Here is a 15,828-nt window from a genome sequence, read left to right as displayed (position 1 = left end):
CCCGTGCCCGTCTTCCCGCGGTCAGCCGGCGCGGGAAGACGAGTTGTCGGCCGCCGCGTTCGCGGCACGCCGGTACTCGGCGTTGATGCGCTGTGCTTCCTCCAGCTGGTCCTCGAGGATGACGATGCGGCAGGCGGCCTCGATCGGGGTTCCGCGGTCGACGAGTTCGCGGGCACGGGCGGCGACCCGCAGTTGGTAGCGGGAGTACCGGCGGTGTCCGCCCTCCGAGCGCAGGGGCGTGATCAGCCGGGCCTCGCCGATGGCTCGGAGGAAGCCCGGGGTGGTACCGAGCATCTCCGCGGCACGGCCCATCGTGTACGCGGGGTAGTCGTCGTCGTCCAGGCGATCGCCGAGTGGGTTATCTGCTGCCATGTCACCTCGTTGTGCAACGCGTCGAGGGGCCCCGATGCCGTACGGCACCAGGGCCCCGAAGGGAATTCAACACCATCTGTCGGCCCTCATGCTGCGCCGACCTTCTGTTTCCGCTACCCGTCCCGCTGACGGGAGGGGTGCGGGGATCGCGGCTGCGTGACCGGGGACCACCATCCAATCCGGGGTCTTGCGGTACCCGGGCCGAACGCGTCGGGCCGGGCGATCCTGATGGCGTCTGCTCCTCCGTTTCTTTCCTCTGAACCACTTACCTGTGAACGGGTACTGCGGGGTACTGCGGGTACTGCTACCCGCCAGTTCGTGTCTGGCGGGTCTCCCTGACTTCGTCTACGAGAAAAACAGTAACCCTGCCGGAAGCCAATGTCTACTCTGACAAGAGGAGATTTTGGTGTTCGAGGGACTCAGAGATACTTCGGCGGGCGGGTCATACGACGAAGGGGCCCTGCCGACGCGCGTCGGCAGGGCCCCTTCGGGCTGTGCGGGTGGATCCGGGGTGGGACGCAATCAGCGGGCGAGGCTCACGACGTCCCGCAGCTGCAACCGGTCCGTGTAGGCGGCACTGTCCCGCAGCACGGCGAGTCCGGCCAGCGTGACCAGGCCCGTGCGCTGCTCGTCCCGGTCGCAGAGGACGAGGTGATCGACACGGGCGCCGGCCATGAGGGACAGGGCCACCTCGACCGTCATGTCGTCACAGACCCGGGGGCCGGACCCCGGCCTGTCGAGGACCACGTGCTGCGTCATGGTCGGCGTCATGGGTGCCTCCTGCTGGAAAGGGGGGTGGGGTGCGTGGGCCGTCGGCAGCGTCGCCTCGGCGGAGCCGAAGCCGCTCACGCCGCTCAGGCGGCGGAGCCGAAGCCGGTCCGGCGCGGCGCGCGGCGTGACGCTTCGCCCGCGGGGCGACCCTGGCCCGACGCCTGGCCCCGGCGCCCCCGACGACCCCGGGACGGGGACGAGGAGGAGGACGCTCGGCGCGGGCGTTCCGCCTGCGGTGCGGTGATGACGACCGGGACACCGGAAGGGGCCTGGGCCCCGGTGATCCGGCTCAGCTCCGCCTCGCCCGAACGCACCTGGGCGATCCGGGGCGTGATGCCCGCCGAGGTCATCAGCCGGCTCATGCCGCGACGCTGGTCGGGGGTCACCAGGGTGACGACGCTGCCGGACTCGCCGGCCCGGGCGGTACGGCCGCCGCGGTGCAGGTAGTCCTTGTGGTCGGTGGGCGGGTCGACGTTGACGACCAGGTCGAGGTTGTCGACGTGGATCCCGCGGGCCGCCACGTTGGTCGCCACCAGCACGGTCACGTGTCCGGTCTTGAACTGGGCCAGCGTCCGCGTGCGCTGCGGCTGGGACTTGCCGCCGTGCAGGGCCGCGGCACGGACGCCGCTGCTCAGCAGGTGCTTGGTCAGCCGGTCCACCGCGTGCTTGGTGTCCAGGAACATGATCACCCGGCCGTCGCGGGCCGCGATCTCGGTGGTCGTCCGGTGCTTGTCCGCGTCGTGCACGTGGAGGACGTGGTGCTCCATCGTGGTGACCGCGCCCGCGGAGGGGTCGACCGAGTGGACGACGGGGTCGTGCAGGTAGTTCCGCACCAACTTGTCGACGTTGCGGTCCAGGGTGGCCGAGAACAGCATCCGCTGCCCGCCGGGGCGTACCTGGTCGAGCAGGGCGGTGACCTGGGGCATGAAGCCCATGTCCGCCATCTGGTCGGCCTCGTCGAGGACGGTGATGGCCACCTCGTCCAGCCGGCAGTCACCCCGGTCGATGAGGTCCTTGAGCCGGCCGGGTGTCGCCACGACCATCTCGGCCCCGGAGCGCAGCGCGCCGGCCTGCCTGCCGATGGACATACCGCCCACGACGGTGGTCAGTCGCAGGTTCACGGAGCGGGCGTAGGGGGTGAGCGCGTCGGTGACCTGCTGGGCGAGCTCGCGGGTCGGTACGAGGACCAGGGCGAGCGGCTGTCGCGGCTCGGCCCGGCGTCCCGCCGTACGGGCCAGTGCGGCGAGGCCGAAGGCGAGGGTCTTGCCCGAGCCGGTGCGGCCACGGCCGAGGACGTCACGGCCGGCCAGGGAGTTCGGCAGGGTCGCCGCCTGGATCGGGAACGGCACGGTCACGCCTTCATGGCCCAGCGTGGCCAACAGCTGTGCGGGCATGGCGAGTTCCGCGAACGTCTCGACCGCGGGCAGCGCGGGCGTGAGCGTCCTGGGCGGGGCGAACTCGCCCTGCACGGTCTGCCGGTTTCCGTAGGTCCTGGAACCACGGTGCGAACCGCCGGAGCGGCCGCGGGGGGGATTCGAGCGTGTGCGATTCATGTGAAACCTTCCTTGATGCGGCACGTATCAAGGAAGTCCCGCAGCCGATGAGCGGCGCAGAGAATCGCGAGAACGAGCCGAAGGCGATGTGTGATGCGCCTGGAAATGCGCGAGCTGGGGCCCGCACCCCTAGGTGCGGGCCCCAGCTACGAAATATGCGCGGCAGGGCCGGGTGTCAGGCGGGAACGATGTTCTCGGCCGTCGGGCCCTTCTGGCCCTGCGCGATGTCGAACGACACCTTCTGGCCTTCCAGCAGCTCACGGAAGCCCTGGGCGGCGATGTTGGAGTAGTGGGCGAAGACGTCGGCGCCGCCGCCGTCCTGCTCGATGAAGCCGAAGCCCTTTTCCGCGTTGAACCACTTCACGGTGCCAGTAGCCATGTCATATCTCCTTCGGAGGCGGTTTCAGAATTCACCGTGCGTGAATTCCGTGTCGCCGTGCTGATTCGCCCGTCGGAAATAACCTTCTGGCAACCACACCTGCAACTGAGATCGACAGTAGCACGGTGCGATCGGCCCTGTGGGGGCCGTGATTTTCGACCTGGCCCGCGTTCGGGGAATACTCGCCGCGCCCTGGTCCTGTATCTCATTTTGCGGGCACAGATATTGCGGTTTCCCGGGCATGTCCTACCTCCCGTGCGGGTCCGCCCGCACCGCTGTGACCTCCGGTGACGGCTGATTCGCCGCCGTCACCGGTGTCGGTGGAGGGCACGGCGGAAAACGCCCCGGAGATCCGCGATCACGATGAACGTCACATCGCGTCGCCGCCCGGAGCTCCAGGGACAGGGCGCCGTGCAGCCCGGTCCAGAAGGCCAGGGCCCGGCGGAAGACCGCGGAAGGGGCGGGGTGGGTCGCCCGCCCGGTCCCGGTGCTCTTCGAGGTGGGCGTCGAGCGGTGTCGCCGGGCCAGGAACCGCTTCCGCGCCCGTCTGCGCACCGACCTCACCCAGAGCTTCGCCGCCTTCCATCGCCGCCGAGGCCCTGCGGCCGGCCGAGTCCGGCACCGTCGCCGGAAAGATCGTCCTCAACCCGTGAGCGAGCAGCCGCGTACCAGAACCGGCCGGTACTAGGAGAGGCGCAGCATGATCACAAGGCCCCGCGTGCTCGCGCTCTCGCTCGCCGTCGCCGACGTCCTGACGAGCGCCGTCCCGGTCGCGCAGGCGGCGGCCCGCGGCGAACCGTCCCGCTGCGGCGGGCGCGGCGTCGACGCGGACGCCCGCATCCGATACGCGTCCGACGTCGTGATCAAGGCGCCGCTGAGCACCGTCTGGAAGCTCCAGACCGACGTCGAACGCCGGCCGGCCCGGCAGCTCGCGGTCATCACGGCCGAGCGGCTCGATTCCGGCCGGCTCGCGAAGGGCTCGCGGTTCCGGTGGACGACCCCCGCGCCCGCCACCCGCGCGACCCCGGCCACCACCCTCAACAATCACCTCGACGGTCCGGGAACTGAGGCCGCACCCCGAGCGGGTCTCGAGGCGTGGCTGAGCGATCTCGGGGCCGCCGCCGAAGGCCGGGGCGCGACACGGCCGTAGGTTCACCTCGGGTCGCACCCGTGACACGCCCCCGGACGGTCTATCCCGCCCATTTGCGACCTACTGGGCCATACCGTACCGAATATGATGAGATTTCATATCTCCCGCCTGGCATGCACCGTGGCGATCATCGGGGCGGTGTTCGGGGCCGCCCCGCCCGTCGCCGCCGCCCCCCGGATGACCCACGTGGTCTTCCCCGGACAGTCGATCCAGCAGGCGGTGGACGCCGCCGAGCCGGGTGACACCGTCCTGCTGACCCCCGGCACCTATCGCGAGAGCGTCTTGGTGAGCACGCCCGGGATCACCCTGAGCGGCACGGGCCGCGAGACCGTCGTCGAGCCGGCCACGAAGAAGGCCGGCAACCCCTGCGCCGAGGCCGGCAACGGCATCTGCGTGATCGGGACGAAGGACCACGACGTCGAGGGCGTCACCATCGCCTCCCTCACCGTGACCGGCTTCACCGGGTCCGGGGTGTTCGCCATGGCCACCGACGGGCTGACCGTGCGGAACGTGACCGCGGTGAGGAACGGGGTGTGGGGGATCGCCCAGGAGCGTTCGGTGCGCGGGGTGTTCCGCAAGAACACCGCCCGGGACAACGGCGACGCCGGCCTGTTCCTCGCGAACACGATCAAGGAGGAGGCGGGCGCCGCGGACACCCAGGGGACCGTGGTCGCGCACAACCGCCTGGAGGGCAACCGGATCGGCATCACCGTCCGGCGCCTGAGGAACCTCACCGTCGCGGACAACCACCTCACCGGCAACTGCGCGGGCGTCTTCGTCGTAGGCGACGAGAACAAGCCGCGGGCCGGCGCGCTGACCGTGCGCGGCAACACCATCGTGAAGAACAACAAGTCCTGCCCGAAGACCGCGCGGCTGGACGCGCTCCAGGGCTCCGGCATCGTGCTGACCGGCACCGAGGACACCCTCGTGACGCACAACCGCGTCATCGGCAACACCGGCACCTCCCCGCTGTCGGGCGGCATCGTCCTGTTCAAGAGTTTCGTGGGCACCGCCAGCGAACGGAACCGGATCACCGACAACACGCTGGAGGGCAACGCCCCGGCGGACCTCGTCAACACGGACGCCGGCAAGGACAACACCTTCGAACACAACGCGTGCCGGGCCTCCAAGCCCGCCGGACTGTGCTGACCGGCCGTGGTCACCCATGAACTCGACGAAGGAAGACGGACCATGACGACCGCTCAGACCGCACCGCCGCCCTCCATGCGGCTCCGGGAACTCGCGTTCGGCGCGGCCTGTGCGGCCGCCCTGCGCGCGGCCGCCCGACTGGGTGTCGCCGACGCCCTCGACGACCGCCCCCTGGCCGTGGAGGACATCGCGGCCGCGGTGAAGACCGAGCCGAGGACACTGCGACGGCTGATGCGCGCCCTGTCCTGCTACGGCGTCTTCACCGAGCGGCCGGACGGGACGTTCGCGCACACCGACATGTCCCGACTGCTGCGCGAGGACGACCCGAACAGCCTGCGCGCCATCGCCCTGTGGTGCACCGAGCCGTGGACCTGGGCCGCCTGGCCGATGCTGGACGAGGCGGTGCGCTCCGGCCGCAACGTCGTGGAGGACCTCTACGGCAAGGAGTTCTTCCAGTACCTCAACGAGGACGCCCCGGAGTCGGCGGACGTCTTCAACCGCGCCATGACGACCTCCAGCGTGCAGTCCGCGCGGGACGTCGCGCAGTTCCTCGACCTGTCGGGCAGCGCGTCGGTCGCCGACATCGGCGGCGGCCAGGGGCATGTCGTGGCGAGCCTGCTGGAGAAGTACCCGACACTCCACGGCACCCTGCTGGACCTGCCGCGCGTGGTGGACAACGTCGACCCGCGGCTGCGCCCGGGCGGCGCGCTCGCGGACCGGGCCCGCCTGGTGCCCGGTGACTGCCGCGAGGCCGTCCCGGTCCGGGCCGACGTGTACATCATCAAGAACATCCTGGAGTGGGACGACGACAGCACGACCCGCACGCTGCGCAACGTCATCGAGGCGGGCGGCCCCGGAGCGCGGGTCGTGGTCATCGAGAACCTCGTCGACGACTCGCCGTCGATGCGGTTCAGCACCGCCATGGACCTGCTGCTGCTCCTCAACGTCGGAGGGGCCAAGCACACCACCGAGAGCCTGACCGGCAGGCTGACGGGGGCGGGCCTGGTCATCGACGACGTCCGCCCGGTCAACCCCTATCTGCACGCGTTCGACTGCACGGTCCCCGCCTGACCGACCCTCGCCGGGCACGCGAACAGTGCGTGCCCGGCGAACGGCGGTTCAGGCGCCGGCGTCCCGCTCCCAGCGGTAGAAGCACCGCGCCATGGCGTCCTTCGGGGAGCGCCAGGTCGCCGGGTCGTACGCGCTGACGTACGCCGCGAGGCGTTCGCTGATGTCCCGGAACTCGGGGTGCCCGGCCACCTTCGCGATGGCGGGCCCGGGGTCCTGCTCGGACTCGATGAGGTGCAGGTACACGTCCTCGAACTGGAAGAGGCTGCGCCGGGCGACCCCGACGAGGTGCGGCAGTTCGCCGCGGTCCGACTCCTCGAACACCTTGGCGATGTCCAGGGCCGACTCCGGGGCCATACGGGCGACGATCAGGGACTGGTGCATCGTCATGTTCTCCGTCCCGCTCAGTCGGACAGCATCTGCACGGGCCGGCGTTCTGCGGCGGCCTTCTCGATGCGCTCACGGATCAGCGCCATCTGGACCTTGGAGTTCCGGTTGATGTTGTCCGTCATCCAGGCGTCGTCGACCGGTGCGTCCGGCCGCATCGCGAAGTCCTGCGTCCACACCATGCGGGTGCCCTCGGGCACCTTTTCGTACTGCCACACGATGTTCATGTAGGCGAAGGGCCCGGTCTCGACCCGGCGCGCCCGCACGGTGAGGGTGTCGCGGTCCGGCTCCCGCTCCGAGACCCAGCTCCACACCTTGCCGTCCTTGTCGGGGTGCATGGTGAGCCGGAACGTGGTCCGGTTCCCCTCGCGGGACAGGATCTCGGCGGAGGCGTACTCGCTGAACAGCTCCGGCCAGCTCGCGACATCGTTGGTCATGTCCCAGACCAGGTCCAGCGGGGCCTCGATGGTGACCTCGTTCTGCGTGTGTCCGGTCATGTCAGGCTCCTGCCAGCAGTGCGCTGTTGACGAGTTCGAGGAACTGCCGGGGGCTCTTGCTCTTCTCGGCGTCGGGCGGCATCGGCGTGCCGTACCGGTTCTCCAGCTCGCCCACGATGCCGAGCAGCCCGAGCGAGTCGAGGCCGAAGGTGTCGAAGCCGGAGTCGTCGCGCCGGCGCAGCTCGTCGGGGGCGACGGTGACTCCGGCGGCCTTCTTCATGAGCTCGGCCAGCTCTTCCACGGTGATGCGGTCACTCATGGGGTTCCTCTCCTTGGGTCGTGATGTCGTGTCGTGATGTCGTGTCGTGATGGGTGGTCGCGAGGCCTCGCTACGAGGCGCCGGCGGCACCGCGCCGTAGCACCAGCGCCGCGTTCGACCCCATGAGCCCTCGGCTGAGGACCAGCGCCGTGCGCACCTCGGCGGCTCGCGCGCGGACGGTGACGAGGTCGAGGTCGTGGCAGATGTCGAAGACGTTGGGGGTGGGCGGGATCAGACCGTGCTCCATCGCGAGCACCGCGGCGGCCACGTCCAGCACGGGCGCCGCGCCGTAGGCCCGGCCGACGGCGGTCTTCGGCGCCGTGACGGGCACGCGGGTGCCGTGCGGGCCGAGGGCGTCCGCGATCGCCAGCGCTTCGGCGCGGTCGGCCTCCGGGACCCCGAGGGCGTCGGCGAAGACCACGTCGATCTCCTCCGGCGCGCACCCGGCCTCGTCCAGGGCGCCCCGGATCGCCTGGGCCAGCCCCTGGCGGGACTCCTGCCAGCGGGAGGCGCCGGTGAACGTCGCCGCGTGCCCCGCCAGCGTGGCCCGCACCGGCACGCCCCGTTCCCGGGCCGCGTCCTCGGCCTCCACGACGAGCATGGCGCCGCCCTCGGCCGGTACGAATCCGCAGGCCGCGGTGGTGAACGGGCGGTAGGCGCGGTCCGGTTCCTCGACCGTGCTCAGCTCCTCGTAACCGAGCTGGCAGACCATCGAGTAGGGGGCCAGCGGCGCCTCGGTCGCACCGGCCACCATCACGTCGGTGCCGCGCCGCACGGCCCGCGCCGCGTGCGCCAGGGCGTCCAGACCGCCGGCCTCGTCGGAGGCGACCACCCCGCAGGGGCCCTTGAGGCCGCGCCGGATGGAGATCTGGCCGGTGCTCGCGGCGTAGAACCAGGCGATGGACTGGTACGGGCCGACGAACCGGCTGCCCTTGCCCCACAGTTGCTGGAGCTCGCGCTGGCCGAACTCGCCGCCGCCGGAACCGGCCGCGGTGACCACGCCCACGGAGAAGGGGGCGGCGTCGGTGTCGGACCGGCCGAGACCGGCGTCGTCCAGTGCCAGGTCGGCGGCGGCCATCGCGAAGTGCGTGAACCGGTCGGTCTGGACGAGGTAGCGCTCCTCGACCGCCGACGGCGGATCGAAGTCCCGGATCTGGCCGGCCACCCGCAGCGGCAGGTGCTCGCACCCGTCACGGGTGATCCGGTCCAGGACGGCGACACCCTCCATGGTGGCCTTCCAGAAGGCCTCGGTGCTGGTTCCGTTGGGCGCGATCACACCGATTCCGGTGACGGCCGCGCGCCGGGGATGCGCTGCGCTCATTCGGTCTTCTCCCTCGGCAGGTTCATGATCACCGCGGACTGGAAGCCGCCGAACCCGCTGCCCACGGAGAGCACGCTGCGCAGCCTGCGCTCACGGGCGACACGCGGCACGTAGTCCAGGTCGCACTCGGGGTCCGGGGTCTCGTAGTTCGCGGTGGGCGGGACCACCTGGTGGGCCAGGGCCAGCGTGCAGGCGACGACCTCGATCGCCCCGATCGCGCCGAGGGAGTGGCCCACCATGGACTTGATGGAGCTCATGGGCGTGTCGTAGGCGTGCGCGCCCAGCGCCCGCTTGACCGCGGCCGTCTCGTGCCGGTCGTTCTGGACGGTGCCCGAACCGTGCGCGTTGACGTAGTCGATCGCCGTGGCGTCGAGCCGGGCCTGGCCGAGGGCGTCCTCGATGGCGCGGGCCATCTCCAGGCCCTCACCGGTCAGACCGGTCATGTGGTAGGCGTTGCCGAACGTGGCGTAACCGCCTATCTCGCAGTACACGTGCGCGCCGCGGGCCCGGGCGTGTTCCAGCTCCTCCAGGACGAGCACCGCGCCGCCCTCGCCCATGACGAACCCGTTGCGCCGGGCGTCGAAGGGGCGGGAGGCGTGGGCGGGGTCGTCGTTGCTGGGGGAGGTGGCCTTGATCGCGTCGAAGCAGGCCATGGTGATCGGGGAGATCGGCGAGTCCGAGGCGCCGGCGATGCACACGTCGGCCCGGCCCTCCTCGATTGTGTGGAAGGCGTACCCGACGGCGTCGAGCCCGGAGGTGCAGCCCGTGGAGACGGTCTGCACCGGCCCGCGGGCCTCGAACCGTTCCGCGACCGCCGAGGCGAGGGTGCTGGGCGAGAACGCCCGGTGCAGATGCGGACCGGCCTCCCGGGGGTCCACGTCCCAGCGCTGCCCACCGTGGCTGACCAGGACGTAGTCGTGCTCAAGGCGGGTGGTTCCGCCGACCGCGGTGCCCAGGGAGACCCCGACCCGCCACGGGTTCTCCGCGGCGAGGTCGAGGCCGGAGTCCCGTACCGCCTCCTCCCCGGCGACCAGGGCGAACTGGAGGTAGCGGTCGCTCCGGGCGATCTGCTCCGGGTCCAGGCCGTGGGCCGCCGGGTCGAAGTCGCACTCGGCGGCGATCTGGGAACGCAGCCCGGACGGATCGAAGAACGTGATGCCGCGGGTCGCCGTACGACCGCTGGTCAGCAGATCCCAGAACGCCGGGACACCGATGCCGCCCGGGGCGACGATTCCTATGCCGGTGACCGCCACGCGCCTCCTCATGAGCGCAACCTGGTTGGCTCGGCCGCCCCGCCGGCGTGGACCGCCTCCGGGATCGGCACCCCGTCGGCGTCCTCGGTGTCGACGTGCCCGAGCGGCGGGCTCGGGGCCAGCGGGCCGAGGTGGAAGACCATCCGGGCCTCCACGTTGCCGACGTTGCGGAAGCGGTGCCGCATGTGGGACGGGATCAGGAGCCCCTGCTCGGGCCGCAGTTCATGGGGCTCGCCGTCCAGGTCTACCTCGAGCTGCCCGCACACCACGTAGATGAACTCCTCGGAGTACGGGTGGTAGTGCTCGGCGATGCGGTCGCCGGGCTGCACGATGGCCACGCCCATGAAACCGCTGGTGGAGCCGACCGTGGCGGGGGTGAGCATGGCGCGCAGGTCGCCCCCGCGCCGGGTGTTGGGCTCGACCTCGCTGAGATCCACTACTCCGGGATGACGTTTGATCACGACGTTCCTCCGAACATGTGCTGCATCGACATGAGGGCGTGGCCGGTCACGGCCCGAGCCGTGGATCAGGCCTCGGGCGCGCGGCGGTCGGTGACGAGGTCCATGCGGGAGACCGCGAGGAGGTGGGCGGGCGTGCTGTCCCGCAGTGCCGGACCGTCCACCCCGAGGGCCGCGCCGTCGAGGAGTGCCGTCAGCTCGGCCGCCCGGCTGTGGTCCGTGAGACCGAGCACCGGGCCGGGGTCGCTGTCTAGGGGGCCGCGTACGTCGACCAGCCGCATCACGACGTCGTCGCGCTGGAAGATCGTGCTGCGCAGCACGGGTCCGCGCGGGTCGTCCGCCGCCGCCTCGTCCTGCCGGGCGAGCAGTTCGGCCAGCCGCATGCCGCATCCCTCGCGGGCCGGGTAGTACAGCGCGTGCCGCACCGCCTCCGGGCTCTCCTGACCGGACGTCACGTGGTGGACGGCGGGCAGCGCCGCGCGGGTGAAGAAGACCCGGGCGGACTCGGGGTCGTCCAGGTCCCGGTCCTGCTCCAGATAGGGGTTGATGGCCTCCTCGACGGCCCGCACCTCGGGCTGCCGGGCGACGTGGCGCAGCGCGGCGAGCAGGTCGCCGCGCACCTCGATGGCCCGGACCACCCGGTTGCCGTGCATGAACAGGGAGGTGCGGCACAGCCGGGTGGTGTCGTCGACCCGCGGCTCCGGCGAGGTGTAGCCGGCGAGGATCTTGGCGACCGTGGCCTCGCTGCCCGGCTTGACGGTGAAGGTGAGCGCGTGCCGGATCAGCCCGTCGCCGATCCTGGGCGCCGCCTGGAGCCGGCGCTCCTCGGGGCCGGTCGGCACCGCCGGGCCGCCCGTCTCGCGGACGATGTGGAAGCGCAGCGAGCGGGTGTCCCGGACGCAGCTGTGCAGCGGCTGCACCATCCGCACGTGTTCCTCGCTGTTGACCCAGGTGAGGAAGGGCGGCGCGCTCTCCCACTCACTGGTGATGAGCCATTGGGAGGGGTTCTCGATGGACTGGCAGAGCTGGTCGCTGACGTGTCCGGGGACGGAGGCGACCTGGCTGCACAGGCTCTCGTACGCCTCCAGGAACTGCTGTTGGGCCCCGTCGTAGACGTCCACCAGCAGGACGACACGGAGCCTGGAGCCGTCGAACACGGACTGGGAGACCCGCTGTGACGCCTGTTGCGTAGGCGCTTTCGAAACACGGTCGGACGTGGTGGTCATCCTGCGCACATCTCCTTCGGGGGTAAGGCGGACGAACGTCGGTCACGGGGTTCGACGTCGGCGTTCCTCGATCGTCAGGCCGCCCCGGGAAGCGCGCGACTCGTATGCACCGTGGGGGTGACCGGTGGGCCGGGAAGGGGGGCGGGGCGGGATCAGAGGAGGTGGGCGAAGACGACCAGGTTGTCGGTGTAGTCCCTGGCCGAGCGGTCGTAGTCACCCGCACACGTGATGAGCCGGACCTCGGGACGGGCCGTGTCGTCGTACACCCGCCGGCTGGGGAAGTCGTCCTTCTCGAACGTCTCCACGCTGTCGACCACGAAGGACGCCCTGCGCCCGTCGGCCCGGTCGACGTGGAAGATGTCCCCCTCCTCCAGTTCGCCGAGGTTCACGAACACGGCCGCCGAGGTCGCGGTGTCGACGTGCCCGGCGATGATCGCGGTGCCCGGCTCCCCGGGGGAGACGCCCTTGGCGTGCCAGCCGACGAGGTTGGTGTCGTGGGCGGGAGGAGGTTCGAGACGGCCCGAGGGACCGATGGCGAGGTCCGTGAAGGGCGCGTCGACCGAGATCTTCGGAATGAGCAGACGGACGGGTTTCGATCGCGGAAGCTGCCGGCCGGCCGGCTGCCCGGCCGCCTGTCCGGGCGGCGGGGCCGACGCCGCCGGCACGGAGGCGGGTACGGCCCGGGGCGGCGGGGCGGCCGCGGGTGACGACCCGTCGTTTCCGCCGAACAGGCTCACGGCCAGTACCAGGATCGCCGCGGCGCCCACCATCACCTTGGTGTGGGACCCGTCCCCGGTGGGGGCGGATTCGTCCTGGCCGGGACTGCCGGGACTGCCGGGACCGCCGGGACCGGGACCGCCGGGGCTGTCTGCGGGAGGAGAAGGACTGACTGCCATCGGGGACCACCTCACCAGGGCGCGGCAGGAATCAGGCGGACGGGGCAGGGGGCGGGCCGGCCGGGCCGCCACGCGGCACGCGTGGCGGCCACGGCGGCTATCGCGTCCGGCATGGGTCAGGCCAGGCTTCCGGCGACCCTCTTACGGCGTGCCGCGTACAGGCCGGTTCCGGCGACCACCAGCATGGCGAGCCCGCCCGTGGTCACCGTCGGGGAGGCCAGCCCGCCGCCACCGGTGTGCATTCCGCCGCTGGGCTTCTCGTGGCCGCCGCTCCAGCCGCCCTCGTGCTTGCCGCCACCGGAGTCCCGGCCGTGCTCGCTGTCCTTGTCCTTGTAGGTCTCCGGGTCGTACTTGGGGTTGGTGTGCTCCTTGCTGTAGGAGGAGTCCGACGAGTCCCAATCGTCCCCGGCCGCGTACGCGCCGGGTGCGCCGAGAACGAGGACGGCCGAGGCCGCCGCCGTGGTCAGGAGGATGCGAGCAGAGCGCATGTGTCGTTCCTTCCGTCGGCGGCCGGGCAGCTGGTGCTTCGTCAGCTTGGGTGGCCCACCCCCGACGTGATCCACCGTCAGTCAGCCGGGCGTCGGCCACCACTCAAGGCGGTCAGCCGGGTGAACCGGCCCCGGTCCGGGGGGCGTCAGACGGACCCCAGCAGGGTGCTCAGGACCTGACGCAGCGCCGACTCGGCGTCCGGGACCGACCCCGCCGACCGCCAGGCCACGAACCCGTCGGGCCGGACGAGTACGGCGCCTTCGGGCGTCGTCCCGTGGGCGGCCGACCAGTTGGTGTCGCCCTCGGGGGCCAGCTCGGCGTCCGGGCCCTCGCCCACCCGGTACGAGGTCAGCGGGACGGACGTCCGCTCGGCGAGGCGGACGGCGGCCTCGTGCCAGCCGCTCGCCGCCCCGGCGTCGCTGAGCAGGACGAACGACGTTTCGTAGAGGTCCAGCGTGGAGATCTGTTCACCCCGGTGCCGTACCGCCAGGTGCGGGGCCCTGCTGCCGGGTTCGCCGGACAGGTCGAGGCGGTCCGGGACGACCGGGGTCGCGGGGTCGGCGCCCACGACGGCACCCCGCGGATAGCGGTAGCCGAGGGCCACGTTGAGGATGCCGCGCTGGGGGCCGCCGCCGGTGCCGGGCGCCGGGGCGTAGCCGGGGTGGCTGTGCTCGGCCGACCGGGCGGCGGCGCGGGCGCTGGTCGCCTCCGCGACCGGGCGGCGCTCGGCGTCGTAGGAGTCCAGCAGCGACTCCCCGGCCCAGCCGCCGAGGACCGCGGCGAGCTTCCAGGCGAGGTTGTGCGCGTCCTGGATACCGGTGTTGGAGCCGAACGCCCCCGTCGGGGACATCTCGTGGGCCGAGTCGCCGGCCAGGAAGACGCGCCCCGACCGGTAGGCGCGGGCGACGCGCTGGGCCGCGTGCCAGGGAGCCCGGCCGGTGATCTCCACGTCGAGATCGGCGACGCCGACCGCGCGGCGGATGTGCTCGACGCACCGCTCGTCGGTGAACTCCTCCAGCGTCTCGCCGCGTTCGGGGTGCCAGGGCGCGTGGAACACCCAGTTCTCCCGGTTGTCCACGGGCAGCAGGGCGCCGTCGGCCGCCGGGTCGGTCAGGTAGCAGACGATGAACCGGCGCTCGCCCACGACGTCGGCGAGGCGGCGGGAGCGGAAGGTGATGCTGACGTTGCTGAACAGGTCGCCCGGACCGCTCTGGCCGATGCCGAGCTGCTCGCGGACCGGGCTGCGGGGGCCGTCGGCGGCGACGAGGTAGTCCGCGAGGACGGTGGTGTGCTCGCCGGTCTCCCTGCTCTTGAGGATCGCGGTGACGCCCGAGGGCTCGCTCTCGAACGACAGCAGTTCGGTGCCGTACCGCAGGTCGCCGCCGAGCCGTGCGGCGTGGTCGAGCAGCACCGGCTCCAGGTCGTTCTGGCTGCACAGGCACCATGAGCTGGGGCTGAAGCGGGCCAGTGCGCCGCCCGCGTCGATCTCCTTGAACAGCCACTCGCCCGCGTCACCGACCAGGGTGGGGGTCTGCAGGATGCCGTGGTTGCCGGCCAGCGTGGCGGCGGCCTGACGGATCATCGGCTCGACGCCGGCCGTCCGGAACAGCTCCATGGTGCGCACGTTGTTGCCGCGGCCGCGGGGGTGGATGGAGGTGCCGGCGTGCCGCTCCACCAGCGTGTGCCGTACGCCCAGTCGGCCCAGGAACACGGAGGTCGACAGGCCGACGAGGGAACCGCCGACGATGAGGACCGGGACCCGGTGGGTCGTGGGGTCGGCCTGGGCAGTTCTCTGGTTCATCACTCGCCTCCAGCGCGTCGTGTCCGCCGACTCGTCGCGGTACGGCGGAGACGTTCATGCATGCCCCGCGGCACGAACCCGGGCCCAAGCTTCACCCGCTCAACACGCCCGGTTCCCCGAGTCGGCGGGCACTCGGCGCGACGGTCGCGCGCCGAGTGCCGTCACCGCTGCCGGGACCCGATCCCCGCCCGCTGCCGGGACTGCATAGGATCTGCTCTCATGTCGAACCCTGACGAGCTGCTTGTCGCCCTCTCCGCCGCGGTGGAGTCCGAGCGAAGCAATCAGATGTCGTTGACCGTGGTCGTCGGCGGTGCCGTCATCACCGGCCGGCTGGCTCCTGAGGCCGTGTGGAGGGAGCGGGTGGCGGAGGTCCTGAAGGACTCGGACCGCCTCGGACCGTTCTCCGACGTCTTCGCCCGTGCCCCGCGAGGGGAGCGTCCCGGCCGTGCAGAGGCGCCCACCCACCTGCACTTCCACCTCGCCCGGATCCTGCAGGGGAGCCTGGGGATCCCGGAGACGGGAGGCATGTACAGGGTCGCGATCAAGGACGTCAGCGCATGGACCGTGGGCGATCTCAGCTACTTCGACCAGTAGCCCCTGACCGGGGGCCCGGGTTGCCGTAGTAGGCGTCGGGGCCGTGTTTGCGGGTGTAGTGGCGTTCCAGGAGGTGGGCGGGCGGCGGTGCCGTCGGGTTCAGGGACATGGTGTGCAGGGCGATGTCGGCGACGGCTTCGCAGATGATCGCGTGTTCCAGGGACTTGCGGGCGCTGGTGCCCCAGGTGAAGGGGCCGTGGCCGGC

The 15,828-nt window shown here is 71.6% G+C and carries 18 protein-coding genes and 2 pseudogenes; 4 read left to right on the top strand and 16 right to left on the bottom strand.

Going from position 1 to position 15,828, the window contains the following annotated elements; translation table 11 throughout:
- Nucleotides 1-21: 21 nt before the first annotated feature.
- From ABZ098_RS24380 to ABZ098_RS24360, 5 genes and pseudogenes are all read right to left on the bottom strand, one after another.
- Entirely contained in the window at nucleotides 22-372 is a 351-nt protein-coding gene (locus tag ABZ098_RS24380; RefSeq protein WP_356594441.1) for a MerR family transcriptional regulator, read from the bottom strand.
- Nucleotides 373-894: 522 nt separating this feature from the next.
- A complete protein-coding gene (locus ABZ098_RS24375) occupies nucleotides 895-1,143 on the bottom strand; it encodes a CBS domain-containing protein (RefSeq protein WP_356594439.1) in 249 nt (82 codons plus the stop codon).
- Between the two features lie 83 nt (nucleotides 1,144-1,226).
- On the bottom strand, nucleotides 1,227-2,696 hold the full coding sequence (locus ABZ098_RS24370; protein ID WP_356594437.1) for a DEAD/DEAH box helicase: 1,470 nt from the start codon (nucleotides 2,694-2,696) through the stop codon (nucleotides 1,227-1,229).
- A 175-nt stretch (nucleotides 2,697-2,871) separates the two neighbouring features.
- Nucleotides 2,872-3,075: a cold-shock protein gene (locus tag ABZ098_RS24365; RefSeq protein WP_004986771.1), complete on the bottom strand. Its 204-nt coding sequence runs from the start codon at nucleotides 3,073-3,075 to the stop codon at nucleotides 2,872-2,874.
- A 390-nt stretch (nucleotides 3,076-3,465) separates the two neighbouring features.
- Nucleotides 3,466-3,601, bottom strand: a pseudogene (locus ABZ098_RS24360) (TetR/AcrR family transcriptional regulator); the annotation flags it as partial.
- 174 nt (nucleotides 3,602-3,775) lie between these two features.
- On the opposite strand from ABZ098_RS24360, the gene ABZ098_RS24355 reads away from it, so the two are divergent.
- The 3 genes from ABZ098_RS24355 (at nucleotide 3,776) to ABZ098_RS24345 (ending at nucleotide 6,445) form a co-directional block, all read left to right on the top strand.
- Entirely contained in the window at nucleotides 3,776-4,225 is a 450-nt protein-coding gene (locus tag ABZ098_RS24355; protein WP_356594435.1) for a hypothetical protein, read from the top strand.
- An 84-nt stretch (nucleotides 4,226-4,309) separates the two neighbouring features.
- Nucleotides 4,310-5,374 carry a right-handed parallel beta-helix repeat-containing protein gene (locus ABZ098_RS24350; RefSeq protein WP_356594433.1) on the top strand — a complete coding sequence of 355 codons (1,065 nt, stop codon included), beginning with the start codon at nucleotides 4,310-4,312 and terminating at the stop codon, nucleotides 5,372-5,374.
- A gap of 42 nt (nucleotides 5,375-5,416) precedes the next feature.
- Nucleotides 5,417-6,445 carry a methyltransferase gene (locus ABZ098_RS24345; RefSeq protein ID WP_356594431.1) on the top strand — a complete coding sequence of 343 codons (1,029 nt, stop codon included), beginning with the start codon at nucleotides 5,417-5,419 and terminating at the stop codon, nucleotides 6,443-6,445.
- A 48-nt stretch (nucleotides 6,446-6,493) separates the two neighbouring features.
- Here the strand turns inward: ABZ098_RS24345 and ABZ098_RS24340 are convergent, their stop codons facing one another.
- The 10 genes from ABZ098_RS24340 to ABZ098_RS24295 form a co-directional block, all read right to left on the bottom strand.
- Nucleotides 6,494-6,826, bottom strand: a complete 333-nt coding sequence (locus ABZ098_RS24340; RefSeq protein WP_356595031.1) for a TcmI family type II polyketide cyclase — start codon at nucleotides 6,824-6,826, stop codon at nucleotides 6,494-6,496.
- A gap of 20 nt (nucleotides 6,827-6,846) precedes the next feature.
- Entirely contained in the window at nucleotides 6,847-7,326 is a 480-nt protein-coding gene (locus ABZ098_RS24335; RefSeq protein ID WP_356594429.1) for an SRPBCC family protein, read from the bottom strand.
- A gap of 1 nt (nucleotide 7,327) precedes the next feature.
- A complete protein-coding gene (locus tag ABZ098_RS24330) occupies nucleotides 7,328-7,585 on the bottom strand; it encodes an acyl carrier protein (protein WP_356594427.1) in 258 nt (85 codons plus the stop codon).
- 70 nt (nucleotides 7,586-7,655) lie between these two features.
- Nucleotides 7,656-8,906 (bottom strand): ketosynthase chain-length factor, encoded by a 1,251-nt coding sequence (locus tag ABZ098_RS24325; RefSeq protein WP_356594425.1) that lies wholly within the window; start codon nucleotides 8,904-8,906, stop codon nucleotides 7,656-7,658.
- On the bottom strand, nucleotides 8,903-10,171 hold the full coding sequence (locus ABZ098_RS24320; RefSeq protein WP_356594423.1) for a beta-ketoacyl-[acyl-carrier-protein] synthase family protein: 1,269 nt from the start codon (nucleotides 10,169-10,171) through the stop codon (nucleotides 8,903-8,905). The genes ABZ098_RS24325 and ABZ098_RS24320 overlap by 4 nt, the downstream gene beginning before the upstream one ends.
- Nucleotides 10,168-10,620 carry a cupin domain-containing protein gene (locus ABZ098_RS24315; RefSeq protein ID WP_356594421.1) on the bottom strand — a complete coding sequence of 151 codons (453 nt, stop codon included), beginning with the start codon at nucleotides 10,618-10,620 and terminating at the stop codon, nucleotides 10,168-10,170. The genes ABZ098_RS24320 and ABZ098_RS24315 overlap by 4 nt, the downstream gene beginning before the upstream one ends.
- 65 nt (nucleotides 10,621-10,685) lie before the next feature.
- Nucleotides 10,686-11,843 (bottom strand): SchA/CurD-like domain-containing protein, encoded by a 1,158-nt coding sequence (locus tag ABZ098_RS24310; RefSeq protein WP_356594419.1) that lies wholly within the window; start codon nucleotides 11,841-11,843, stop codon nucleotides 10,686-10,688.
- A 152-nt stretch (nucleotides 11,844-11,995) separates the two neighbouring features.
- A complete protein-coding gene (locus ABZ098_RS24305; RefSeq protein ID WP_356595029.1) occupies nucleotides 11,996-12,613 on the bottom strand; it encodes a class F sortase in 618 nt (205 codons plus the stop codon).
- Nucleotides 12,614-12,855: 242 nt separating this feature from the next.
- Nucleotides 12,856-13,227, bottom strand: coding sequence for a hypothetical protein (locus ABZ098_RS24300; RefSeq protein WP_356594417.1), 372 nt, complete (start codon nucleotides 13,225-13,227; stop codon nucleotides 12,856-12,858).
- A 146-nt stretch (nucleotides 13,228-13,373) separates the two neighbouring features.
- Nucleotides 13,374-15,029 (bottom strand): FAD-dependent monooxygenase, encoded by a 1,656-nt coding sequence (locus ABZ098_RS24295; RefSeq protein ID WP_356594415.1) that lies wholly within the window; start codon nucleotides 15,027-15,029, stop codon nucleotides 13,374-13,376.
- Between the two features lie 219 nt (nucleotides 15,030-15,248).
- Here ABZ098_RS24295 and ABZ098_RS24290 point away from each other — a divergent pair, with 219 nt between their 5' ends.
- Nucleotides 15,249-15,623, top strand: a complete 375-nt coding sequence (locus ABZ098_RS24290; RefSeq protein WP_356594413.1) for a hypothetical protein — start codon at nucleotides 15,249-15,251, stop codon at nucleotides 15,621-15,623.
- On the opposite strand, the pseudogene araD reads toward ABZ098_RS24290, so the two are convergent.
- Nucleotides 15,604-15,828 (bottom strand): annotated as a pseudogene (gene araD / locus ABZ098_RS24285) (L-ribulose-5-phosphate 4-epimerase); the annotation flags it as partial. The gene ABZ098_RS24290 and the pseudogene araD overlap by 20 nt on opposite strands.

It is taken from the genome of Streptomyces sp. NPDC006335, assembly GCF_040612795.1.
In the GTDB taxonomy this organism is placed as follows: domain Bacteria; phylum Actinomycetota; class Actinomycetes; order Streptomycetales; family Streptomycetaceae; genus Streptomyces.
This window is presented reverse-complemented; position numbering and strand designations above follow the sequence as displayed.

Excerpts from the sequence above, each read along its gene's own strand:
- ABZ098_RS24370 (WP_356594437.1), bottom strand. The coding sequence starts at position 2,696 with ATGAATCGCACACGCTCGAATCCCCCCCGCGGCCGCTCCGGCGGTTCG.
- ABZ098_RS24375 (WP_356594439.1), bottom strand. The coding sequence starts at position 1,143 with ATGACGCCGACCATGACGCAGCACGTGGTCCTCGACAGGCCGGGGTCC.
- ABZ098_RS24295 (WP_356594415.1), bottom strand. The coding sequence starts at position 15,029 with ATGAACCAGAGAACTGCCCAGGCCGACCCCACGACCCACCGGGTCCCG.
- ABZ098_RS24300 (WP_356594417.1), bottom strand. The coding sequence starts at position 13,227 with ATGCGCTCTGCTCGCATCCTCCTGACCACGGCGGCGGCCTCGGCCGTC.
- ABZ098_RS24365 (WP_004986771.1), bottom strand. The coding sequence starts at position 3,075 with ATGGCTACTGGCACCGTGAAGTGGTTCAACGCGGAAAAGGGCTTCGGC.
- ABZ098_RS24325 (WP_356594425.1), bottom strand. The coding sequence starts at position 8,906 with ATGAGCGCAGCGCATCCCCGGCGCGCGGCCGTCACCGGAATCGGTGTG.
- ABZ098_RS24290 (WP_356594413.1), top strand. The coding sequence starts at position 15,249 with ATGTCGAACCCTGACGAGCTGCTTGTCGCCCTCTCCGCCGCGGTGGAG.
- ABZ098_RS24340 (WP_356595031.1), bottom strand. The coding sequence starts at position 6,826 with ATGCACCAGTCCCTGATCGTCGCCCGTATGGCCCCGGAGTCGGCCCTG.
- ABZ098_RS24330 (WP_356594427.1), bottom strand. The coding sequence starts at position 7,585 with ATGAGTGACCGCATCACCGTGGAAGAGCTGGCCGAGCTCATGAAGAAG.
- ABZ098_RS24335 (WP_356594429.1), bottom strand. The coding sequence starts at position 7,326 with ATGACCGGACACACGCAGAACGAGGTCACCATCGAGGCCCCGCTGGAC.
- ABZ098_RS24350 (WP_356594433.1), top strand. The coding sequence starts at position 4,310 with ATGATGAGATTTCATATCTCCCGCCTGGCATGCACCGTGGCGATCATC.
- ABZ098_RS24345 (WP_356594431.1), top strand. The coding sequence starts at position 5,417 with ATGACGACCGCTCAGACCGCACCGCCGCCCTCCATGCGGCTCCGGGAA.
- ABZ098_RS24380 (WP_356594441.1), bottom strand. The coding sequence starts at position 372 with ATGGCAGCAGATAACCCACTCGGCGATCGCCTGGACGACGACGACTAC.
- ABZ098_RS24320 (WP_356594423.1), bottom strand. The coding sequence starts at position 10,171 with ATGAGGAGGCGCGTGGCGGTCACCGGCATAGGAATCGTCGCCCCGGGC.
- ABZ098_RS24355 (WP_356594435.1), top strand. The coding sequence starts at position 3,776 with ATGATCACAAGGCCCCGCGTGCTCGCGCTCTCGCTCGCCGTCGCCGAC.
- ABZ098_RS24310 (WP_356594419.1), bottom strand. The coding sequence starts at position 11,843 with ATGACCACCACGTCCGACCGTGTTTCGAAAGCGCCTACGCAACAGGCG.
- ABZ098_RS24305 (WP_356595029.1), bottom strand. The coding sequence starts at position 12,613 with ATGGTGGGCGCCGCGGCGATCCTGGTACTGGCCGTGAGCCTGTTCGGC.